The sequence below is a fragment of the Arthrobacter sp. LFS091 genome (genome assembly GCF_047977885.1).
GTDB lineage: Bacteria > Actinomycetota > Actinomycetes > Actinomycetales > Micrococcaceae > Arthrobacter.
In genome coordinates, this window is record NZ_JBFPFP010000007.1 from 88842 (window position 1) to 107622 (window position 18781).

19 protein-coding genes and 1 tRNA gene are annotated in these 18781 nt (G+C 63.0%); 7 read left to right on the plus strand and 13 right to left on the minus strand.

Going from position 1 to position 18781, the window contains the following annotated elements; genetic code table 11:
- Positions 1-411: 411 nt before the first annotated feature.
- From ACNQOP_RS14265 to ACNQOP_RS14280, 4 genes are all read right to left on the minus strand, one after another.
- Positions 412-1047, minus strand: a complete 636-nt coding sequence (locus tag ACNQOP_RS14265) for a DUF2461 domain-containing protein (protein WP_416404888.1) — start codon at positions 1045-1047, stop codon at positions 412-414.
- A 112-nt stretch (positions 1048-1159) separates the two neighbouring features.
- Positions 1160-2641, minus strand: coding sequence for a catalase (locus tag ACNQOP_RS14270; protein WP_257370619.1), 1482 nt, complete (start codon positions 2639-2641; stop codon positions 1160-1162).
- A 13-nt stretch (positions 2642-2654) separates the two neighbouring features.
- Positions 2655-3131: a Fur family transcriptional regulator gene (locus ACNQOP_RS14275; protein ID WP_257370618.1), complete on the minus strand. Its 477-nt coding sequence runs from the start codon at positions 3129-3131 to the stop codon at positions 2655-2657.
- A 30-nt stretch (positions 3132-3161) separates the two neighbouring features.
- Complete coding sequence (locus ACNQOP_RS14280; protein WP_416404890.1) at positions 3162-3929, minus strand: hypothetical protein; 768 nt, start codon at positions 3927-3929, stop codon at positions 3162-3164.
- Between the two features lie 85 nt (positions 3930-4014).
- On the opposite strand from ACNQOP_RS14280, the gene ACNQOP_RS14285 reads away from it, so the two are divergent.
- Both ACNQOP_RS14285 and htpX read left to right on the plus strand, forming a co-directional pair.
- Positions 4015-5286: an MFS transporter gene (locus tag ACNQOP_RS14285; RefSeq protein WP_416404891.1), complete on the plus strand. Its 1272-nt coding sequence runs from the start codon at positions 4015-4017 to the stop codon at positions 5284-5286.
- Between the two features lie 104 nt (positions 5287-5390).
- On the plus strand, positions 5391-6260 hold the full coding sequence (gene htpX, locus ACNQOP_RS14290) for a zinc metalloprotease HtpX (protein WP_235517206.1): 870 nt from the start codon (positions 5391-5393) through the stop codon (positions 6258-6260).
- A gap of 100 nt (positions 6261-6360) precedes the next feature.
- Here htpX and efeB read toward each other — a convergent pair whose 3' ends face one another.
- The 3 genes from efeB to efeU all read right to left on the minus strand — a co-directional run bounded on the left by efeB (position 6361) and on the right by efeU (position 9879).
- Entirely contained in the window at positions 6361-7698 is a 1338-nt protein-coding gene (gene efeB / locus ACNQOP_RS14295) for an iron uptake transporter deferrochelatase/peroxidase subunit (protein WP_416405011.1), read from the minus strand.
- A 95-nt stretch (positions 7699-7793) separates the two neighbouring features.
- Positions 7794-8981 (minus strand): iron uptake system protein EfeO, encoded by a 1188-nt coding sequence (gene efeO, locus ACNQOP_RS14300; RefSeq protein ID WP_416404892.1) that lies wholly within the window; start codon positions 8979-8981, stop codon positions 7794-7796.
- Positions 8982-9024: 43 nt separating this feature from the next.
- A complete protein-coding gene (gene efeU / locus ACNQOP_RS14305; RefSeq protein WP_235517204.1) occupies positions 9025-9879 on the minus strand; it encodes an iron uptake transporter permease EfeU in 855 nt (284 codons plus the stop codon).
- 563 nt (positions 9880-10442) lie between these two features.
- Between efeU and ACNQOP_RS14310 the strand changes: the two genes are divergently transcribed.
- Positions 10443-10940 (plus strand): hypothetical protein, encoded by a 498-nt coding sequence (locus tag ACNQOP_RS14310; protein ID WP_416404893.1) that lies wholly within the window; start codon positions 10443-10445, stop codon positions 10938-10940.
- Between the two features lie 331 nt (positions 10941-11271).
- On the opposite strand, the gene ACNQOP_RS14315 is transcribed toward ACNQOP_RS14310, so the two are convergent.
- The gene (locus ACNQOP_RS14315) at positions 11272-11763 is read right to left on the minus strand and encodes a YajQ family cyclic di-GMP-binding protein (protein ID WP_017200185.1); all 492 of its coding nucleotides are present in this window, start codon (positions 11761-11763) and stop codon (positions 11272-11274) included.
- Positions 11764-11945: 182 nt separating this feature from the next.
- Here ACNQOP_RS14315 and ACNQOP_RS14320 point away from each other — a divergent pair, with 182 nt between their 5' ends.
- Both ACNQOP_RS14320 and ACNQOP_RS14325 read left to right on the plus strand, forming a co-directional pair.
- Positions 11946-12212, plus strand: a complete 267-nt coding sequence (locus ACNQOP_RS14320; RefSeq protein ID WP_211712039.1) for a hypothetical protein — start codon at positions 11946-11948, stop codon at positions 12210-12212.
- A 128-nt stretch (positions 12213-12340) separates the two neighbouring features.
- Positions 12341-12422 (plus strand) — tRNA-Tyr (locus ACNQOP_RS14325).
- A 123-nt stretch (positions 12423-12545) separates the two neighbouring features.
- Here ACNQOP_RS14325 and ACNQOP_RS14330 read toward each other — a convergent pair.
- The gene (locus ACNQOP_RS14330) at positions 12546-13304 is read right to left on the minus strand and encodes a potassium channel family protein (protein WP_257370612.1); all 759 of its coding nucleotides are present in this window, start codon (positions 13302-13304) and stop codon (positions 12546-12548) included.
- Between the two features lie 36 nt (positions 13305-13340).
- Entirely contained in the window at positions 13341-13562 is a 222-nt protein-coding gene (locus ACNQOP_RS14335; RefSeq protein WP_235517202.1) for a hypothetical protein, read from the minus strand.
- 166 nt (positions 13563-13728) lie between these two features.
- On the opposite strand from ACNQOP_RS14335, the gene ACNQOP_RS14340 reads away from it, so the two are divergent.
- Entirely contained in the window at positions 13729-14274 is a 546-nt protein-coding gene (locus tag ACNQOP_RS14340; protein WP_416404894.1) for an acyl-CoA thioesterase, read from the plus strand.
- Here the strand turns inward: ACNQOP_RS14340 and ACNQOP_RS14345 are convergent.
- From ACNQOP_RS14345 to ACNQOP_RS14355, 3 genes are read right to left on the minus strand one after another with little or no spacing between them, the layout of a single operon-like run.
- Positions 14271-15071: an ABC transporter permease subunit gene (locus ACNQOP_RS14345; RefSeq protein WP_416404895.1), complete on the minus strand. Its 801-nt coding sequence runs from the start codon at positions 15069-15071 to the stop codon at positions 14271-14273. The genes ACNQOP_RS14340 and ACNQOP_RS14345 overlap by 4 nt on opposite strands.
- Positions 15064-16089: an ABC transporter ATP-binding protein gene (locus ACNQOP_RS14350; RefSeq protein WP_257370609.1), complete on the minus strand. Its 1026-nt coding sequence runs from the start codon at positions 16087-16089 to the stop codon at positions 15064-15066. Before ACNQOP_RS14350 ends, ACNQOP_RS14345 begins: the two co-directional genes overlap by 8 nt.
- Entirely contained in the window at positions 16055-16762 is a 708-nt protein-coding gene (locus ACNQOP_RS14355; RefSeq protein WP_416404896.1) for a TetR family transcriptional regulator, read from the minus strand. Before ACNQOP_RS14355 ends, ACNQOP_RS14350 begins: the two co-directional genes overlap by 35 nt.
- A gap of 178 nt (positions 16763-16940) precedes the next feature.
- Here ACNQOP_RS14355 and ACNQOP_RS14360 point away from each other — a divergent pair, with 178 nt between their 5' ends.
- A complete protein-coding gene (locus ACNQOP_RS14360) occupies positions 16941-18752 on the plus strand; it encodes a GDSL-type esterase/lipase family protein (RefSeq protein WP_416404897.1) in 1812 nt (603 codons plus the stop codon).
- Positions 18753-18781: the final 29 nt, after the last annotated feature.

An 18781-nucleotide genomic window follows, 5' to 3' on the forward strand; every position in this document is an offset into this window, starting at 1 on the left:
TCTGAGGACGAGGACACGCCGGACATCATACAAGCTGTCGCGGAGCATGGACCAGCACATCGACTTCTCTGCGCTGAAGAGCTATTTGGACCTTGCCCACCCCCCATCTGGCGGGCTAGTTACTCAAGACGGCAAGTCCCGCCCGGGTGCAAAGGGATGCTGGAAAGAGATCGTGCGCCACGGCCTCCCGGCCCCAGTGCGGCGAACGGCAAGAGGAGCAGCAGACAACATGCTACTCTGGCGGTCTTTGGCGCTTTGCGGTTTCAAGCCATTGGGGAAGTACGTTCGGGAGGCCAACGACAGAGACCTTGTGGATCTCCTCGATGCATAACGCTGTCGTATCTCACTGACTAACAGCCCGGCGAGCGTGCGGGCGTCTGAGGTGAATCTCGAGGACCAACATCAGAGAATCTACGGCGCTGCATGCTCACTGACCCACTCCACCAAAGGCCTCAGCACTTCCCAGCGGGCAGCGATCTGGTCTTTCGCCGCCGGAGTGGATAACCACTCGGGCTGCCCGATCTCCTCCCCGGCGGAGAGGGACTTGTGCTTGAGCAGCTCAGCGCGCGGATGGTCTTTGTCGAAACCCCGCGGAACAGTCTTGAGCTTTTCACCTTCAATGGCGAAGCCGGCCGATCCGACCGCGTCAACGATTCCCTGCAGCTCCGATCCGCTGTCCGGGGCATCCACTGCCGCACGGAAACGGGCCAGCTGGGCCGGGGTATGGGAGTGGTATCCACCGCCAATCAACAGTCCGTCGGCGCTGATCTGGACGTAGTACCCCACGCCTTCCTGGGTTGCCGCGAAGGCTCCCTGCGCTGTCTTATACGGTGACTTGTCCTGGGAGAACCTGATATCCCTGTTCGGCCGGAAGATCTTGGCCGGGCCGAACTGCGGCTCCAGCTCCGAAAGCAGGGCTGTCAGCGGCTCCTTCACCTCGGCGTCGTACGTTGCTTTATGCTCCATCCACCACTCACGGTTGTTGTTCTCTTCAAGCTCCTCGTAGAAGCGGAATGCAGCCGGGGAAATGCCTTTGAATGTGCTCATGCAAGGATCCTATGAACCGCGCGGTGGTCGGAGCCATAGGTTCAAAGCGCTATGTGGAAAAAGAACACCCCGCTGCGGAGATCCGCAACGGGGTGTTCCTGAAGTGCAACGCTTAGAGCTTGTTGGCTGCTTCTGCGTCGGACTCGGTCTGGCCTGCGCCGAGGTTGGCGCGGAGCTTGGCGCCGAGGTCGGCGTCAACGTTGGTCCAGTACTGGATGGCGCGTTCCTTGATGTCGGCGTTCTTCACGCCGCCAACAGCACCGGTGATGGTGTCCAGGAGGCGGGCCTTGGCGGCGTCATCGTAGACCTCGCGGTACAGCGTACCGGCCTGGCCGAAGTCGTCGTCCTCAGCGTGCAGGGTGTGCGCGGAGAGGGTGAGCTCGCCGTCGTTCTCCCAGCCACCGGCGGGCGACGTCGGCTCAACAGCGGCCGGGCCACCCACGGAGTTCGGTGCGTACACCGGGGTGGACGGGGAGTTGAACAGGTAACGTCCCTGGCCGTCCTGGCTGTAGTTGTTGACCTGGTTCTTGGGCTGGTTCACCGGGATCTGGGCGTGGTTGGTGCCCACGCGGTAACGGTGTGCATCGGCGTAGGAGAAGATGCGGGCCTGCAGCATCTTGTCCGGGGAAGCAGCGATGCCCGGTACGAAGTTCGACGGCGCGAAGGTGGCCTGCTCGATCTGCGCGAAGTAGTTCTCCGGGTTCTTGTTCAGCTCCATGGTGCCCACGTGGATCAGCGGGTAGTCCGAGTGCGGCCAAACCTTGGTCAGGTCGAACGGGTTGAAGCGGTACGTCTTGGCGTCTTCGTAAGGCATGACCTGGACGTGCAGTTCCCAGGAGGGGAAGTTGCCGGCGTCGATGTTTTCCTTGAGGTCGCGGATGTAGAAGTCCGCGTCCGAACCAGCAAGCTCTTCGGCCTGGTCGCCGGTGATGGTCTTGACGCCCTGGTTGGACTTGAAGTGGTACTTGACCCAGAAACGCTCGCCTGCGGCGTTGATCCACTGGTACGTGTGCGAACCGTAGCCCTGCATTTCACGCCAGGAAGCCGGGAGGCCACGGTCGCCCATGAGCCAGGTGACCTGGTGTGCGGACTCGGGGGACAGGGTCCAGAAGTCCCACTGCATGTCGGCGTCGCGCAGGTGGCTGCCCGGGAGGCGCTTCTGGGAGTGGATGAAGTCCGGGAACTTGATGCCGTCGCGGATGAAGAAGACCGGCGTGTTGTTGCCCACGAGGTCGTAGTTGCCCTCGGAGGTGTAGAACTTCACGGCGAAACCACGGGGGTCGCGCCACGTGTCGGGGGAGCCGTTCTCGCCTGCGACGGAGGAGAAACGGATCAGCATTTCGGTCTCGGCACCCGGCTGCAGGAAAGCTGCCTTGGTGTAGGCCGAAACGTCCGAGGTGGTCTTGAACGTACCGAATGCGCCGCCGCCCTTGGCGTGCACTACGCGCTCCGGCACCCGCTCGCGGTTGAACTGTGCGAGCTTTTCCACCAGGTAGTGGTCGGTGAGGATGATGGCACCGTCAGCGCCGACGGACTTCGAGTGCGCGTCGGAAGTAACGGGGGCACCTGACTGGGTTGTTGAAATGGCAGTCATTGTTCTCCTATTTCTATTTATGAGTTACGGAAGTTGCGGGAAGCTGTTGTTTGGACTGGCAGTCCTGGCAGATGCCTTGGTACAGGACATCTGCGATCTGGATGGTCATTGGCTTGGAGTTTTCATCCCAGTGCGGTGTCAGGCACGGGGCGTGTCCCACGGCGCAATCCACGTCTTCCACCCTGCCGCAGCTGATGCACACAGCGTGGTGGTGATTATCGCCAACCCGGGTCTCATAAAGCGCCGGGGAGTGCGGGGGCTCGAAGCGGCGCAGCATCTGCAGGTCCGTGAGATCGCTAAGCACTACATAAACGGACTGCGCCGTCAGTTCAGGAAGCTCTTTGCGGGCAGCAGCAAGAATGCCTTCTGCCGGGGAGTGCGGGTGGTGCTGGACGGCGGCGAGGACTGCCAGGCGCTGTTTGGTCACACGCCGGCCGTGGGCATGCAGGGCAGCGGCCCATTCTGCTTGCTCGGCTGTGTGATCGGTCATGTAATCAGTAAAACACTTATTATGAGGAGTTCACAATAAGGCAAGACTAACTTCGGGTGAACAGAGCAAAGACTCCAAGGGATTCTCTTCCTCTGCGGCCGACCGTCCCAGTGCATGGACGCGTACTGTGGCCCCGTTGTCTGGTTCCAGCGCCAGGCAGCTGAACCCGCTGAGCCCGCCGGCCAGGGGCAGCGAGCCCAGGGCAGCGCCCATGGCCAAGAGCTCCGCCGGAGAGACTTCCGCGATCGACCCCACGGCCCTGATCGGTTGGATCACTGCGTGGTTGCGCCCCGCGCCCGTCGATTCAACCAGCCCGCCCGGGTCCAGGATGGGCTCGACGGCGGTACCTACCCCGTCCGGGAACGGCACCGCCGCTGCTGGTCGGGCACGTACCAGCGCATCCCTGATCGCATCGTCGGTTGCTTCCAGCCGTTCCAGCGGTTCCCCCACGCGTCGGTGCGCCGGCAACAGCAACTGGTGTCCCGGCGTCGAGGTTTCACCCGGTCCACGCCCGAAGAGGTGGAAGGTGGGGGTGGAGGATTCGGCGACGGGTTCGCCGATCGCAGCACCGAGCGGGTGCCAACGGTAGCTGAACATGATGGGGCAACGGACAACGCCCATGACATCGCGGAGTGCCGTCCGGATCAGGTTGTGGCAGAGCAGCCAGTCGGTCGCCGAGGGGTAGGCGAACTCTGTGGAAGGGTCAGACAACCTGAGCAGCACATGGCCGGCGGTGAGGGGATGGCGCGGCCGGGCTATCTCCCAGAAGGCCGAACGGTACAGCAATCGTCGCGACATGACGTGTCAACTCCCTCCCCGGGGTGAGCCTACCAAGCAGGGCGCCGCGTGCGGGAGGCGCCCTCATGCTGGTTAGGGTTGGACGGTGGCGAAACTACTGGCAGACATCACTCCGTTGAAGGAGAGTCCCGCTTTCCGACGACTCTGGCTGGGAGCCTCGGTGGCCGCCATCGGTACCCAACTGACGTTAGTGGCCGTCAGCCTGGAGGTTTACAGGCTGACCCAGGAAAGTCTTTACGTGGGCCTCCTGGGAATCTTCGCACTGGTTCCCTTGGTCATTGCAGGGCTCTACGGAGGCTCTGTCTCGGATGCCTACGATCGCCGCAAGGTGGCGATCATCGCTTCACTGGTCCTCTGGGCAACCACGGCAGGACTGGCATTGCAGGCCTGGCTGGGGATTGGCAACATCTGGATCCTCTACGCCCTGGTGGCGATCCAAAGCGGAGCGCAGGGCATCAACGGTCCGGCCCGCAGCGCCATCATTCCGCTCCTTGTCCGGAAGGACCTGCTTCCGGCCGCCAACGCCCTGAGCATGCTGACCTTCGGCCTTTCCATGACGGCCGGACCACTGCTTGCCGGTGTCCTCGTTGCCACCATCGGGTTTGGTTGGACCTACACCATTGACGTCATCAGCTTCACGTTTGCCCTCTGGGGACTCTTCAGGCTTCCGCCGCTGCCGCCGTCCAAGGACGCGGTGCGGCCGGGGCTGCGTTCAGTGGTGGAGGGCTTCCGCTTCCTGGGAACCCGGCCCAATGTGCGCATGACCTTCATCATCGACCTCATCGCCATGATCTGTGCCCAACCCAGGGCGCTCATGCCTGCCATTGGCGCCGTCATGATCGGCGGAGGCGAAACAACAGTGGGCGTATTGCTGGCGTCCACAGCCGTGGGGGCTTTCCTTGCCGGGCTCTTCTCCGGGCCCCTCGGCCGGGTACGGAAACAGGGGAGCGCCGTGGTGTGGTCCGTGGTTGGCTGGGGAGCCTCAATTGCCGGATTCGGACTGGTGGTGCTGCTGGCCGGGGACTCGGGCCGTGAGGGCGTCACGCCCTGGTTGCTGCCTGCTGCGCTGTGTTGCGCACTTGCGGGGATCTCCGACTCCATCAGTGCGGTCTTCCGCACCACTATTCTTCAGTCCGCAACTCCCGACCATCTCCGGGGACGGCTTCAGGGCGTGTTCATCGTGGTGGTTGCGGGCGGCCCGCGGGTCGGCGACATGCTGGCCGGTGGGGTCTCCCAGCTCCTCAGCGAAGGCGGGGTGCTGTTGCTCGGCGGGCTTTTGTGCATTGTCCTGGCGTGGCTGGCCTCGCGCATCCAGCCCGGCTTCGTCGCCTACGACGCCAAGCACCCCGTCCCTTAGCTCCGCCAGCGGCAACGCCGACGTAGGCTGATAACGGAACCCGGGGACCGGCGTCGGCGTTAATCCGTACAAAACCCCTGCAAGAGCGGAAGAAAGCGATAACCGTGCATAAACACAACAATGGACTCAAGACTGCAGCGCTTTTTGGTGTGCTGTGGGCAGTGTTGTTGGGGTTGGGCGCCATCATCGCAGCCGGGACCCGGAGCACAACTCCTATCTGGATCATGGCGCTGATCGGCGTCGGGACTACGGCCTACGGATACTGGAACAGCGACAAGATCGCCATCCGCTCCATGGCCGCGTACCCGGTCACCGAAGCGCAGGCGCCGCAGCTTTACCAGATTGTTCGTGAGCTGTCCGTGCGCGCCAACAAGCCCATGCCGCGGATCTACCTTTCGCCCACCATGACACCCAACGCTTTTGCCACAGGCCGGAACCCGAAGAACGCCGCCGTGTGCTGCACCGAGGGAATCCTGCATTTGCTTGATGCGCGTGAACTCAGGGGCGTGTTGGGGCATGAACTGATGCACGTGTACAACCGCGACATCCTCACCTCGTCGGTCGCGGCGGCTGTGGCCGGTGTCATTACCTCGGTGGGCCAGATGCTGCTGATCTTCGGCAGCGGTGATCGCCGCAACGCCAACCCGCTTGCCACCATTGCCATGGCATTGCTTGCACCGTTCGCGGCCTCATTGATCCAGATGGCTATCTCCCGGACGCGCGAGTACGACGCCGATGAGGACGGCGCCCAGCTGACAGGTGATCCACTGGCCCTGGCTTCGGCCCTGCGCAAGATCGAGTCCGGCGTGAGCCAACTACCGCTGCCGCAGGACCAGCAGCTGGTTAATGCCTCGCACCTCATGATCGCCAACCCGTTCCGGGGCGGTGGCATGCGGCGGATGTTCTCCACGCATCCTCCGATGAAGGACCGGATCAGCAGGCTGGAGCAGATGGCCGGGCGGCCGCTCTCCTAAGCAACGCGCGTTTCCTGGCGACACGCGCGTTCCTTACCCGCTGTTCCGTCGTTGGCCAACAACGAAACAGCGGGCCAGCGACGTTGCCGCTTCCGGCGGACTAAGCGAACAGCCCCTGGCCGATAAACCCGCCCGCCTCCACGCCCGGAGGCACCGCGAAGAGACCCGAACCGGTGTGCTTCAAGTACTCCACGGACAGGGTGTCACCCTTGGCAAGTGCCAGTTGCATGGGGACGTAGTGCGTCCGTGGATCTTTGACGAAAGCAATGAAGAACAGCCCTGCGTCCAGGTGTCCCAGGCCGTCTGAACCGTCGGTGAAGTTGTAGCCGCGGCGCAGCATCCTCACACCGCCGTTCTGGTCCGGGTGGGCGAGGCGCATGTGGGAGTCGAGGGGGATGAGCGGAGCGCCTTCCCGGCCGGCCAAGGCAAAGTCGGGAGCGGTAAATTCATCGCCGCCGGACAGGGGAGCGCCGGCACCCTTGGTCCGGCCGATCAGTCCCTCCTGTTCCCGGAGCGAGGTCCGGTCCCAGGTTTCGATGTGCATTTGGATCCTGCGCGCTACCAGGTAGCTGCCGCCGGCCATCCACTGCTCGGACGAACGAGCCGTGTTGGAAACCCAAACGTGCTCCTCCAGCAGTGCATTGTCCTCAACCTTGAGGTTGTTGGTGCCGTCCTTGAAGCCGAAGAGGTTCCGTGGTGTCACCTGCGCCCTGGACGTCGACGACGTTCGGCCAAAGCCCAGCTGCGACCAACGGACCCGGACCTTGCCGAAGCCAATCCTCGCCAGGTTCCTGATGGCGTGCACGGCGACCTGGGGGTCGTCGGCGCAGGCCTGGACAACAAGGTCGCCACCGGTGCGTGCTGGCTGCAGGTCGTCACCCGGGAAATGCGGGAGATCGATCAAAGCCTCGGGGCGGCGCCCCTCGAGACCAAAGCGGACCTTGCCGTCCTTTTCAAACAACCCAGCGCCGAAACCGAACGTCAGGGTCAATTTTGCCGCCGGCAGGTCCAACGCTTCGCCGGTGTCCTCCGGTGGGGCGTCGTACGGGCCATCGACGGCGCCAGTCTTACCCGTCGGGACCCCGGTGGTCATGGCCTCGGCAGCGGCAGTCCAGTCCTTCAGGAGCCTGATGAGTTCCTTGCGATCCTCCGTGGTTACGTCGAACGCGGCCATGTGCAGGCGGTCCTGCGCTGGTGTCGTGATGCCGGCCTGGTGCTGGCCAAAAAACGGAACAACCGCTGACGAAGCATCTGGCGTTGCTGCCTTCGCTTCAGCGGCCGTCACCACGTCATGGCCTAGGAACCCGGCCGCGAGGCCTGCGACGGCGCTCGCGCCGCCCACACCGGCGAGGGACAGGAGCCCGCGGCGGGAAAAGCGCGACCTGCCGGTTCCAGCAGCAGCTGCCGTACCGCCGTCGGACGCTTCCTGCGAACTCACGACGGCGGCAGTCCCGCCGGAACGTTCGACGCCGGCGACCTCACAAGCGCGGTCCGCGTCGGCGGGATCGCTGGTGTGCCCGTAGGGGCAGCCGCTCACAAGACTACGGCTGACGTGAGCCTGGACAGGGGCTCACCCAGCGAATCGACCAAAGCGGCGAGCTGCTGGACCTGCTCAGGGGTCAGCTCGTTGTAGTAGGCGAAGCCCTCGCCCTTTGCGTGCTTCTTGAGCTCAGCCTGGAGGGCGTCGAACTTGCCTGCCAGGGACGTGGCGAGCTCAGGGTTCTTCTGCTCCAAGGCCGGCTTCAGGCTCTCGAAGGCGATCCGGGCCCCGTCAACGTTGGCCTGGAAGTCCCACAAATCGGTGTGCGACCAGATCTCTTCCTCGCCCGTGACCTTGCCCGTGGCTACTTCGTCCAGCAGTTCCTTGGCTCCGTTGCCCAACTTGTCCGCGGTGAGTTCCACGGTGCGGGTGCGCTTGGCGAGGTCCTCGGTGTCGGCTACGAGCTGAGTAGAGATGGCAGTGCGTTCCGCGGCGGTCATGGCCGTGTAGCCTGCCGGCGGGAAGAGGTCTTTCTCCGCCCGGTGCCAGCCTGTCCATTCCTGGCCAGGCTCAAGGTCCGCCTCGCGGGCATCCAACTTGGGGTCCAGATCGCCGAACGACTCAGCAACCGGTTCAATGCGCTCCCAGTGCATGCGGGTGGCAGCGTACAGGTCCCGTGCCTTGGCGGCGTCACCCGCAGCGAAAGCGTCTGCGAACGCCTTGGTGCCCGTAACCAGTTGCTCGGTTTGGTCCTTGACGTAGGCCGCGTACTGCTGGGTTCCCGTGTCCACGAGCTTCTGCAGATCGGCATCGACGCTGGGCTTGTTGCCGGACTCAGTGACCTCGAAGGACGCCCGGATGCCGTCACCCTGCATGCCCGGCTTGCACGCCGTGGTGTACTTCCCTGCAGGAGCAGTAACCACCAGGTTCCGGGAAATGCCCGGGCCGATGTTTTCGACTTCACCAATGATCCGCAGGCCATCCTCGGCGAGCAGGTAGAACTCGGTGACTTCCGTGCCCTCATTCTTCACGGAAAAGGTCAGGTTGCCGCTGGGTGCCGTGCCCGTGGACACCTTGCACTCGTTGGCGGTGCTGGAGACCTGGATGGGGCCATCGGTGGCGCTCGCCGGCTTGGTGTTGTCCGTGCAGCCCGTCAGGACCAAAGGCACGGCAACCGCTGCTCCGATGACGGCAAGGGCCTTTCGGAATGTGGGGGATGAGGGCAGGAAAGTGCCAAACATAGGTGTTTCCTTCGTTAAGGGGGAGTGGCGTCGGGGCGCAGGATCAGGGGTGGGCCGCGACGACGGGAGCGGAGGTCTTGCTTGCAGCCTGGGTTGAAGGCTTCCGGTTGGCCCGGATGTACAGGAACAAGACGGGAACAACGTAGAGGAGCCAGGCTGCGGCTTCAAGCCAGGTGGTGGCCGGGGAAAAGTTGAGGGTGCCCTTCAGCAAGGTGCCGTACCAGGACGACGGCGGGATGGCAGCTGAGACGTCGAAGGCAAGGTTGTGGAGGCCCGGGAGGATTCCGGCTTCCTGGAGATCATGGATTCCGTACGCCAGGACGCCGCCTGCGATGACGATCAGGCCTACCCCGGTCCAGGTGAAGAACCGGCCCAGGTTTACTTTGAGGACGCCCCGGTGGAGCAGGTAACCCAGGCCCGCGGCGGCCAGCAGGCCCAACAACGCGCCGAGCAGCGGGAACGTGGTTTGTCCGGTGGCTTGCGCCGCGGCCCAAATAAACAGCGCTGTCTCCAGCCCTTCCCGTCCCACGGCGAGTGCTGCCACGAGCACCAGGCCCCAGGCGGCGCCGTCGGCTGCTTTGTCGACGTGCGAGCGAAGCTCGCTGCCCAGGCTGCGCGCAGTGCGTGCCATCCAAAAGACCATCCAGGTCACCAGGCCTACCGCGACGATGGACAGTCCGCCGCCAATGGCTTCCTGGGCTTCGAACGTCAGGCCGCGCGGACCGAAGGTGAGGACTGCACCGAAGGCGAGGGAAACTGCGATGGCGAGTCCCACTCCGGCCCAGAGCCTGGGGATCAGGTGCCGCCGGTCGGTCTTGACGAGGTAGGCCATCAGGAGGACCACGACGAGTGATGCCTCAAGGCCTTCGCGCAGGCCGATCAGGAAGTTGGCGGTCATGTAGGTTTCTTTCACTAAGGGGAGCCGTACTTAGGCCCGCCTAAGGAAGAAGAATACTGGGTTCCATCGATTACGCAAACTATTCATGTCCTAATTTGCGGCTGCATTACGGTGATCATGTCGCCGAAGGGCTGGGGCTCGCTTCGTGCTCGCCCAGTTCCTAGAGGATTCGCAACTCCGCGGCCGACCTTGTATCGAAGTCGGCTGAGCTACCCAGGGAGTTCGCTCGGGTAGCCGTCAACCGAATGGAGCCGGTGAGCAGGTCGAGACGCTTCCAGCTTCTGCGGGAGGTCGCGACTGACTCCCTGGCGCTATCAAACTATCGGACAAGCTATTTAGCCATTTGTTGGATTTATTAGTTGGGTATTGATAGTCTCGGCCATGTCCGGCCCCGGTGGTGATGCCGCTGGCGGTTCATATTTTCACTTTGGGGGTTTCTATGTCGCGTGTGTTGTCGAATGCCAGCGATTAAGACGCATATAAGGATTCTCACGGCTGCGACGGCTGTGCTCATGATGGGAATGACAATAACCGCATGCGCTGAGAAGGAGCCAAGCACGACAATGTCTGACGATGCGACGCCGGAAGAGACCATCAGTGCCAGGGAAGGACGGGACCGCGTGGTCGAACTCGTCATCAACACCACCAAGCAGCTCGACGTCACCGGCTGGTGGCCCCGCAACGGCGTCGCCGGAGCGCAGGAGTGCTACCTCGGAAAGGGCGAGAAGGGAGCCAGCTATGGATACGACCACTGGGCGCCGCAAGGAACTAATCATATTGAGGACGCCAAACGCGTAGCCGAGTATTGGAAATCTCTCGGCATGACCGTACGCACCGTGAACCCGACAACCCACCCGACCGTTTACGGGGAGGGTGGACCGGTCCTGCGCGCTAGCTTCGATACAGATAGGCTGCGTGAATACTACGATGTGGGCGCTGTTGCCCCCTGTTCACCGGGCGACGCGGTTACTTTGAACGACGAAGACGAAACAGAACGTAAACAAGGCAAAGTACTCCCCGGGGACGAAGGCGTTGTCGTTCGAGAAGACCCCACGCAATAGCTCCGCGAGGCGACCACACCCGCTGTCCGCCACGCGGTCCTTACTGTCGCTCCCGCGAGGCAGCCGGGATAGGGGACTTCACCCTTCACGAGTTCAGCCACTTCGCATCCGGTCTGATCGCCGATGGCTGCGACGTCGTGACCGTACAGCGGTCGCTGGGGCATGCGGCGCCGTCGACCACGCTAAACACCTACTCCCACCTGTGGCCTACCGCCGAAGACAAAAACGAGGACCGCAGGATCAAGGCTGATCGCTGCGGTCCTCGGAGATTCTGCGGACCCTATGCGGACTACCGGGACAAGCGCCCAATAATCACGCGGCCAGATCCGGTTTAGCTGCGGAAGTTCACGAACTGAAGATCGGCCTCTTCGAACTTCTTGAGGATGTTCATGGTCTCCTGCAGGTCGTCGCGCGACTTGGAGGTAACGCGGAGTTCATCGCCCTGGATCTGGGACTTGACGGACTTGGGAGCCTCGTCGCGGATGATTTTGTTGATCTTCTTCGCGATGTCCTGGGCAATGCCCTCCTTGATGGTGCACTCAAGGCGGAACTCCTTGCCGGACGGGAACGGCTCACCCTGGTCCAGGGACTTCAGCGAAATGCCGCGCTTGATCAGCTTGGACTGGAAGACATCCAGGACAGCCAGGACGCGGTCCTCGGAGTTGGCCTTCATGAGGATCTTCTCGCCGCTGAAGTCGATCTCCGCGCCGACGCCCTTGAAGTCGTATCGCTGCGCGATTTCCTTCTGGGACTGGTTGAGCGCATTGGCGACCTCTTGCTTGTCTACCTTGCTGACGACGTCGAATGTGGATTCGCCTGCCATGACTCTCCTTAGGTTTGGGGCCCTGTAGGGCGGGGTTGGTCTGCCATCCAGCCTAATACGGAAGGCGCCTTTAGGGGCGGTGGACGGCTTTCACAGTTCGCTCACAGCACACGCAAGGTTGGAACTGAGGCAACGCGCCGAAAGTTGTACCAGTTGGAAGAGCGCAACGTCGGAGGAACAGCATGAGCAGCAAGGCCGTCCAGTCCATCAGCAAGTCCGCTTCCGCGGCAGCGGGCTCCATTGGGACGGCGGCAGTGGCTGCGGCGAGTGCGGTGGCAGCGGCGGCTGTGGCAGCCTCGATTGTCCTGAGCCCCGTTCCGGATGCAACGTCCCGCATGGACGGTGTGCACGCGGACCTGCTCCGGGCCGTACAGCTGAACCAGATCACTCCGGAGCAGGCCGAGAAGTTCGAAGCGAAACTGGCTGGCCGGATCCTCGGCGAAGCCTGAGTCACGCGGAATTTCAGCGTGCTGAGCCTCGATTAGATTCTTCGCACAAACTTCTGTAAGGTTGTCTCTGCCTTCGGTTACCGGATCGAAAAGAAACGGTCTCCGGAAGTGATCTTCTTTTGAAGTTCGGCAGATTACCCGAGCGGCCAAAGGGGGCTGACTGTAAATCAGCTGGCAACGCCTACGGGGGTTCGAATCCCTCATCTGCCACCCAGGAAAAATCCCCGGAACCAATGGTTCCGGGGATTTTTTTATGCCCAAAAGCGCCCAGGGTCCAACGGGGCGTGCGAGCCCGCGGGACCAGCGGGGCATGCGAGCCCGCCGGGCCTATAACTAGGGGCGTTCGGTGATGCGCCGGAGCTCGGCGATCTCCATCCTCAGTGCGGCGATTTCAGCAACCAGGTCGGCCATCTCCGCGCGGACGGGCTGCTCGGCCGCTGCGGCCTTCACTTCGGCGGCCGCCGCCATGCCCTCCGCGTTCTCCTCGATCCTTTGCACCAGCCAGGATGCGATGGACGCGGTGACGATACCCAGGACAGCGATGCCGCTCATCATGAGGGCAGCGGCCACCACCCTGCCAATGGGGGTAACCGGGTAGAGGTCGCCGTAACCCACTGTCGTGATGGTGGTGACAGCCCACCAGGCGGCGTCGCCGAAGGTCAGGATTTTGGCGTCGGGGGCATTTTGCTCGACGTCGAGGACCGCAAGAGCGCCAATGAGGATGAGCATCGCGGCGGCCCCCGCCACATAGGTGGCCACGCGCCCTCGCAGCGTTTCTCCTACCGTGCGTTGGAGGACCGAGAGGAGTGTCACCAGCCGCAACAGACGCAGGGGGCGGAAGAAGGGAAGCACGACGATCAGGAGTTCATGCAGGTTCCACAGGAACCAGCGCGTTCTGTTCTCGGCGAGCCACAGGTTGACGAAGTAGTCCAGCGCGAAGATGCCCCAAGTGATCCACATGATGACTTCGAAGGGTGTACCCGCGGCACCGTCGACGCGCCCGATGACCTGCCAGGCGTAGGCAGTGAGGAAGATAAGTGCCGTGGCCATGAGCGGCCATTCCACCAGGTCGCGGTATCGCGCTTGAGTCATAGGGGAATACTAGCCACGGCGGAAGCTAAGCCTGCGTTAGGCGGCAGGTGCTTCGAGCCAGTAACCGTCCAGGTAGTGAATCAGTTGCCGCCCCAGGCCGCCTTTGAGTTGGATCCACAGGGTGCTGCGGTCATTCGTCATACCGTCAATGGTTCCTTCGATGCGGTTGCCGCGGGCATCCTGAAGGACAACAACCTGGTGGCGGGAGAGTTCCGGCCAGACTTCACCGTGAGGCGTGGTGGTTTGCAGCGTGCTCAAAGGGGTCCCCTTGTATGTTCTTCCATCGATTCAGTTCCAGATATTGTGCACGTGTTTGATGAACCGGCGGTAAACGTTAGTGCAATCGTTGGACATGAAGTGCGGCATGCGTCCAACCCGGGCTCGTCTATTCCCTCAGAAGTTACCCGCGGGTAACATTGGGGGTATGCACCTGTTACTTCGCACTCTCATGCTGCTGTTCACCTCGTCACGACGCTCCCGGCTGGGCGTGTGGGAGGAATCATCCCTGCCTTTGCGGGTGCTGCCGACGGACATTGACATCGCCATGCACGTCAACAACGGTATGTATTTCTCGCTCATGGACCTGGGTCGGTTCGACCTCATGGTCCGCAGCGGTATCTGGAGCAAGATGCGCAAACGCGGATGGACCCCGGTTGCAGCCGGGGAGACCATTGCCTTCCGCAAATCCCTGCAGCTGTGGCAGCAATACAGCATCGAAACACGCATCATTGGCTTGGACACCAAGGCCATCTACTTTGAGCAGCGGATGGTGGTGGACGGCGAGATCTACGCCCGCGCGCACATCGCCACCCGCTTGGTCCACAAGGGCAAGCCGGTCACGCAGGAAGAAATCATCGCGGAATTCGGTGCACCTCCCGCAGGCCTGGAACTGCCGGAATGGATCCATGAATGGCGGGAGAACAACGCCCTCCCGGGAGCACGCCGCCCCGCCCCGCATGCTTGGAGCTAGACTCCCACATCCCTCCGCTTCAGAGCCACGGCCGCCAGCACGATCAGTGCTGCCGAGATCCCGAGCAAACCCACGGCAACTCCCCAATCGGCCCCATTGGCCACCGGGGAGTTGCCGTACGCCCAGTGGTAGGGCGAAAGGTTCAGCAACCACTCAACCTTGGGGCTTTGCCTGCCCACGGCGTTGAAGACATAGCCCAGTACGGCCACGGCGGCACCAGCCGCGACGCCGAACACCTTCCGGCCCGTCAGGGCGCCCACGAAGAGCGCGGCCGTCGCGCTCAGCAAGGCCAACGCGGCGAACAGCAGGACAGCACCGGCGAGATGCCCGACGTCGATGTTCAGTTGCGCCGGACCGTTCAGTCCCAGCACCAACACGAAGACGAGAACGGAGAGGGCTGCAACCCGGACAACGATCGCCAGTGCCCGCTCCAGCACCACCTGAACACGGGTAACGCTGTGCGCCAGGGTCAGTTCCAGCAACCCTGATTCCTCGTCGCCGCCAACCGCGGCAGCGCCCCAGCCAACAGAAGCCATGGACATCAGCAGGAAGCCAATCAACCCGAACAGGGTGGCTTGCGTATAGCCGGGACCGGTCGCGATCTGGTCGTAGTTCAAGGCTTTGGTCATCTGTGGTGGCAACGCATTGATCAGCTCCTGCATCTGCGAGCTGCCCCCGATGGAGGGATAGATCGGCAGGTACAGCATGCAGGCCCCGGTGAGGCCCAAAGCCCACGCGAGGGTGGAGCGCCAGGAGTCCGTCAGGGCTTTTGTGAACAGTGGCAGGATCCTAGGCACGGTGTGCCCCTTCCTTAAGGTTGCGGCCGGCTTCAGGGCTGCGGTTGGCTGCGGAGCCGTCAGATATACCGGTGTTATCCGATTCCGCAAGGTCACTTCCTGCGTAAAGCGTCAGCACCGCCTCTTCGAGGTCGGGTTCTTCAAGCACAAGGTCCGTCAGGTTCAAACGCGCCAACTCCTGGACAAGGGCCTGGACGGGTCCGGAGAGCGAGGCGGTGGCCTCCACTGTCCGGGCCGCATGGCCGTCGGCGGGGAGCTCCCGTACTACCACGTTGGCGACTCCCGGCACCCTGGCCAGCAACGCGCCGACGTCGTCCGTCCGTGTGCCTATTGCGTTGAACTTCAGCTGCCGGACGGCAGCGGTGCGGAGGGCTTCCACCGTGGAAACGGTGACAATGTCGCCGTCGCGAAGGATGGCTACCGCGTCTGCTGCCTGCTGGACTTCGCTGAGGACGTGAGAGCTGAGGAACACCGTGGCGCCGGCATCGACCGCCTCACGGACCATCGCGTGGAACTGTTGCTGGACCAGGGGATCCAGGCCGCTGGTGGGTTCGTCCAGCACCAGCAGCTCGGGTCGGTGCATGAACGCCTGCAGAAGACCGAGCTTTTGTTTGTTGCCCTTGGAGAGCTTGCGGGTCTGCCGGTCCAGGTCCAGGTTCAGCCGGTCCGCCAACTCGTTGATGTACCGCGGTTCCACTGGCCCGCTGATTGCCGCGAAGTGATCCAGCATGCGACGCCCTGTGGTCCGGTTTTCAAGTTGCAGCTCACCTGGCAGGTACCCGATCCGGCGTCGAAGGCCTGTCCCCGCGCGCCGCGGATCCTGGCCCAGCACCGAGATGGTTCCCGCGCTGGGCCTGATGATGTCCAGCAGGCAGCGCATGGTGGTGGTTTTTCCTGCGCCGTTCGGTCCGATGACTCCGAACACCGTTCCGGCCTCGACGGCGAAGTCCAGTCCGTGCAGGACCTCGCGACGGCCGAACTTCTTACGCAACCCCTCGACGACGATTGCCTGGGTCACGGGGCATGCTCCCTTCGGTGGTGCTTTCTTGTTGTTGGAGGGCTTCGCGGGCCGCATCAAGGAACCGCGAGTCCGTGTAGAAACCGTTCGTGTAGACATCCAGGGCGGGCAACGTCAGCTGCCTCAGCAACTCCGGGCCGATGCCGTGTGGCCCGGACACCGGAGCGCCCAGCACCCGGGACAGGTGCCTGCCCAGCATCAGCATGGACAGGCTGTTGGAAGCGATAACGACGGCGGTGGCCCGGATATCCGCAAAGGCCCGGATGGTTCCAGCCTGGATACCGGCGTTGATGATGTCCTCTGTCTGGCTGACCACGCCATCAAAAAACGCGTTGCCGGCATCTGATTCATCGCCCAGTGCACGCCGGATGTATGCGATCTCATCGGCGTATTCGTCCGGGTGGTTGAGGTAATCCTGGATAAGCATCCGGGTTGTTCCCGGGTCGGTCTTCTCGCGGCCTTGGCTGGCGGTCTGTGACAGTACGTGCTGGTCGCAGGCCTCACGGAGTCCGGCTTTGCTGCCGAAGTGGTGGATTACCAGGCCCGGGCTAACTCCGGCCTCGGTTGCCACGGAGCGGACCGTGGCGCGGGCGAAACCTTCACGGCCAAAGAGGCCAATTGCCGCATCCCGGATACGCGCCCTGGTGGTCAAATCTTCTGCGGTTGAACGCATGTTTCAAATACTAAACACTTGTTCAATGTGCGGCAAGGGATGCAAGAAAAGTAACGATGTCGCAGCAATGGACGCGTCGCCGTGCAACTGGGTGACATGCATCGGGATACTTGGCTGAGTGTTTCCGGCAGGGAAGCAACGGCAGGGCAATCCGCCCGCGTTTATATGGGGTAGCAGCATGGGGTCCTCAGGATCGGCCACCGGAGGATTCCGGCACAAAATCGCCACAGCGGCAGCGGCATTGCTGCTCATGGTCCTTCCGTCAGGGGTGGCGTCGGCGTCGGCGGAAACCGGGGTGCAGGGGCCGGCCGTCAGTGGCGCCATAGGACAGCTGTACAACACGAGCCCCTGGGCGCGCGGCGTCTTGCTGCGGCCAACAGGTACCGAGCAGTGCACCTATACAGGATGCGTGCAGAAATTCGCCGGTGGAGACATCGCGTGGTCGGCCAGGACTGGAGCCAGGGTTGTAGTGAACGGTGCCGTTCGCACGGCGTGGTGGGACTTGGGTGGGCCGTTCGGCTCCCACGGCTATCCCACGACCGACACGGCGAGCGGGCTTAGGGATGGTGGAACAAAGCAGGTCTTCGAACGCGGCGCCATCATTTCCTCGAGGGCCACCGGCACGCAGGAGACCACGGGATCGACCCACTTTGCCTGGCTGCGTACGGGATCCGAATCCGGCTACCTTGGCTATCCCGTTACCGGCGAGCGTGCGGGACTGCCCGACGGCGGCACGTACCAGGTGTACGAACACGGCTTCATCGTTTGGTCGCAGGCAAGCGGAGCGCATCCGTCCATGGGAGCCATCCGTGAGCGCTGGCGCCAGTCAGGGCTTGAAGGCGGGGAACTTGGATACCCCACCACGGACGAATCCACCGGACTGAAGAACGGGGGATCGGCACAGCAGTACCAACGCGGAATGATCGCATGGTCCCCGGCCACCGGAGCCCACGCTCTGACCGGTGCAATCCGTGCCTACTGGTCGTCCACGGGCGGACAGAACGGTGCACTGGGGTATCCCGTGGGGGAGGAAAACCGCCAAGGGAACTTTGTGTACCAACAGTTCCAAGGCGGCACGGTCTATTGGTCGGCGGCAACCGGGGCGCACTCCACCACGCACGGTGACATCCACAACCGCTACGTGGCCCTTGGGGGAGCGGCCGGCAGCCTGGGCCTGCCCCTCACAGACAAACTTCCGCGGGCCGGCGGTTTGGTACAGCAATTCTCCAAGGGGTGGCTGGTCTGGGGGCCGGGCACCGGAGCGCAAGTCGTTGGGAATCCAACATACAGGGTGTGGTCGGAAAACCCGGGTGACTTCGGCTGGCCGCTGCGTGACACCTGGACCGATTACCGCGGCGAACATGCGGCATTCCAAAAATTGGAGACCATCTGGAACAAGGCCACCCAGGAGCTGTATTCAGCCGAGCCCGTGGACGCATCGACAGCTGTGTTCCTTGGCGACTCCCAGCTCGACCTTGATTCCTGGGCGGAACAGGGAGCCCGTGCTGCCGGCTACCCCCGGCAGGTGGTGCGGAGCATCGGCGGAATAGGTTACGTCTCCGGAAGCGCGGTTGGCTCGGCAACGGACGCTGTCCTGAACGACCGGATCCTCCTGCCCCAAGGCAACCCGGGCCTGGTGGTGGTGAACCTTGGTGGCAACGATGCGCGGATCTTCGCGACGGATGCAGCCATCCTGTCCCAGGCCAACAAGCTGTGGGACGAGCTCAGACGCAAGTACCCGCGCAGCACCATCGTGATCAATGGCGTTTTGTCCCGCTACGACTCCAGCCACTTCCAGCGTCGATGGGTGGATGGAATGCTGATGCGCGAAACCGCGCTCCGTGGCTGGCCGCACATTTCCATGGCCGGTACTGCCACCATTGCCGGAGCAGACGGCAATTACCTCGACAACATCCACATGAACCAGGTTGGCCACAACAAAGTGGCTCCGCTCTACGCATCGGCCCTGAGGTACGTCCTGGGCAGGTAGCATCCCGTTGCGGGGCCCGCTCTACGCCC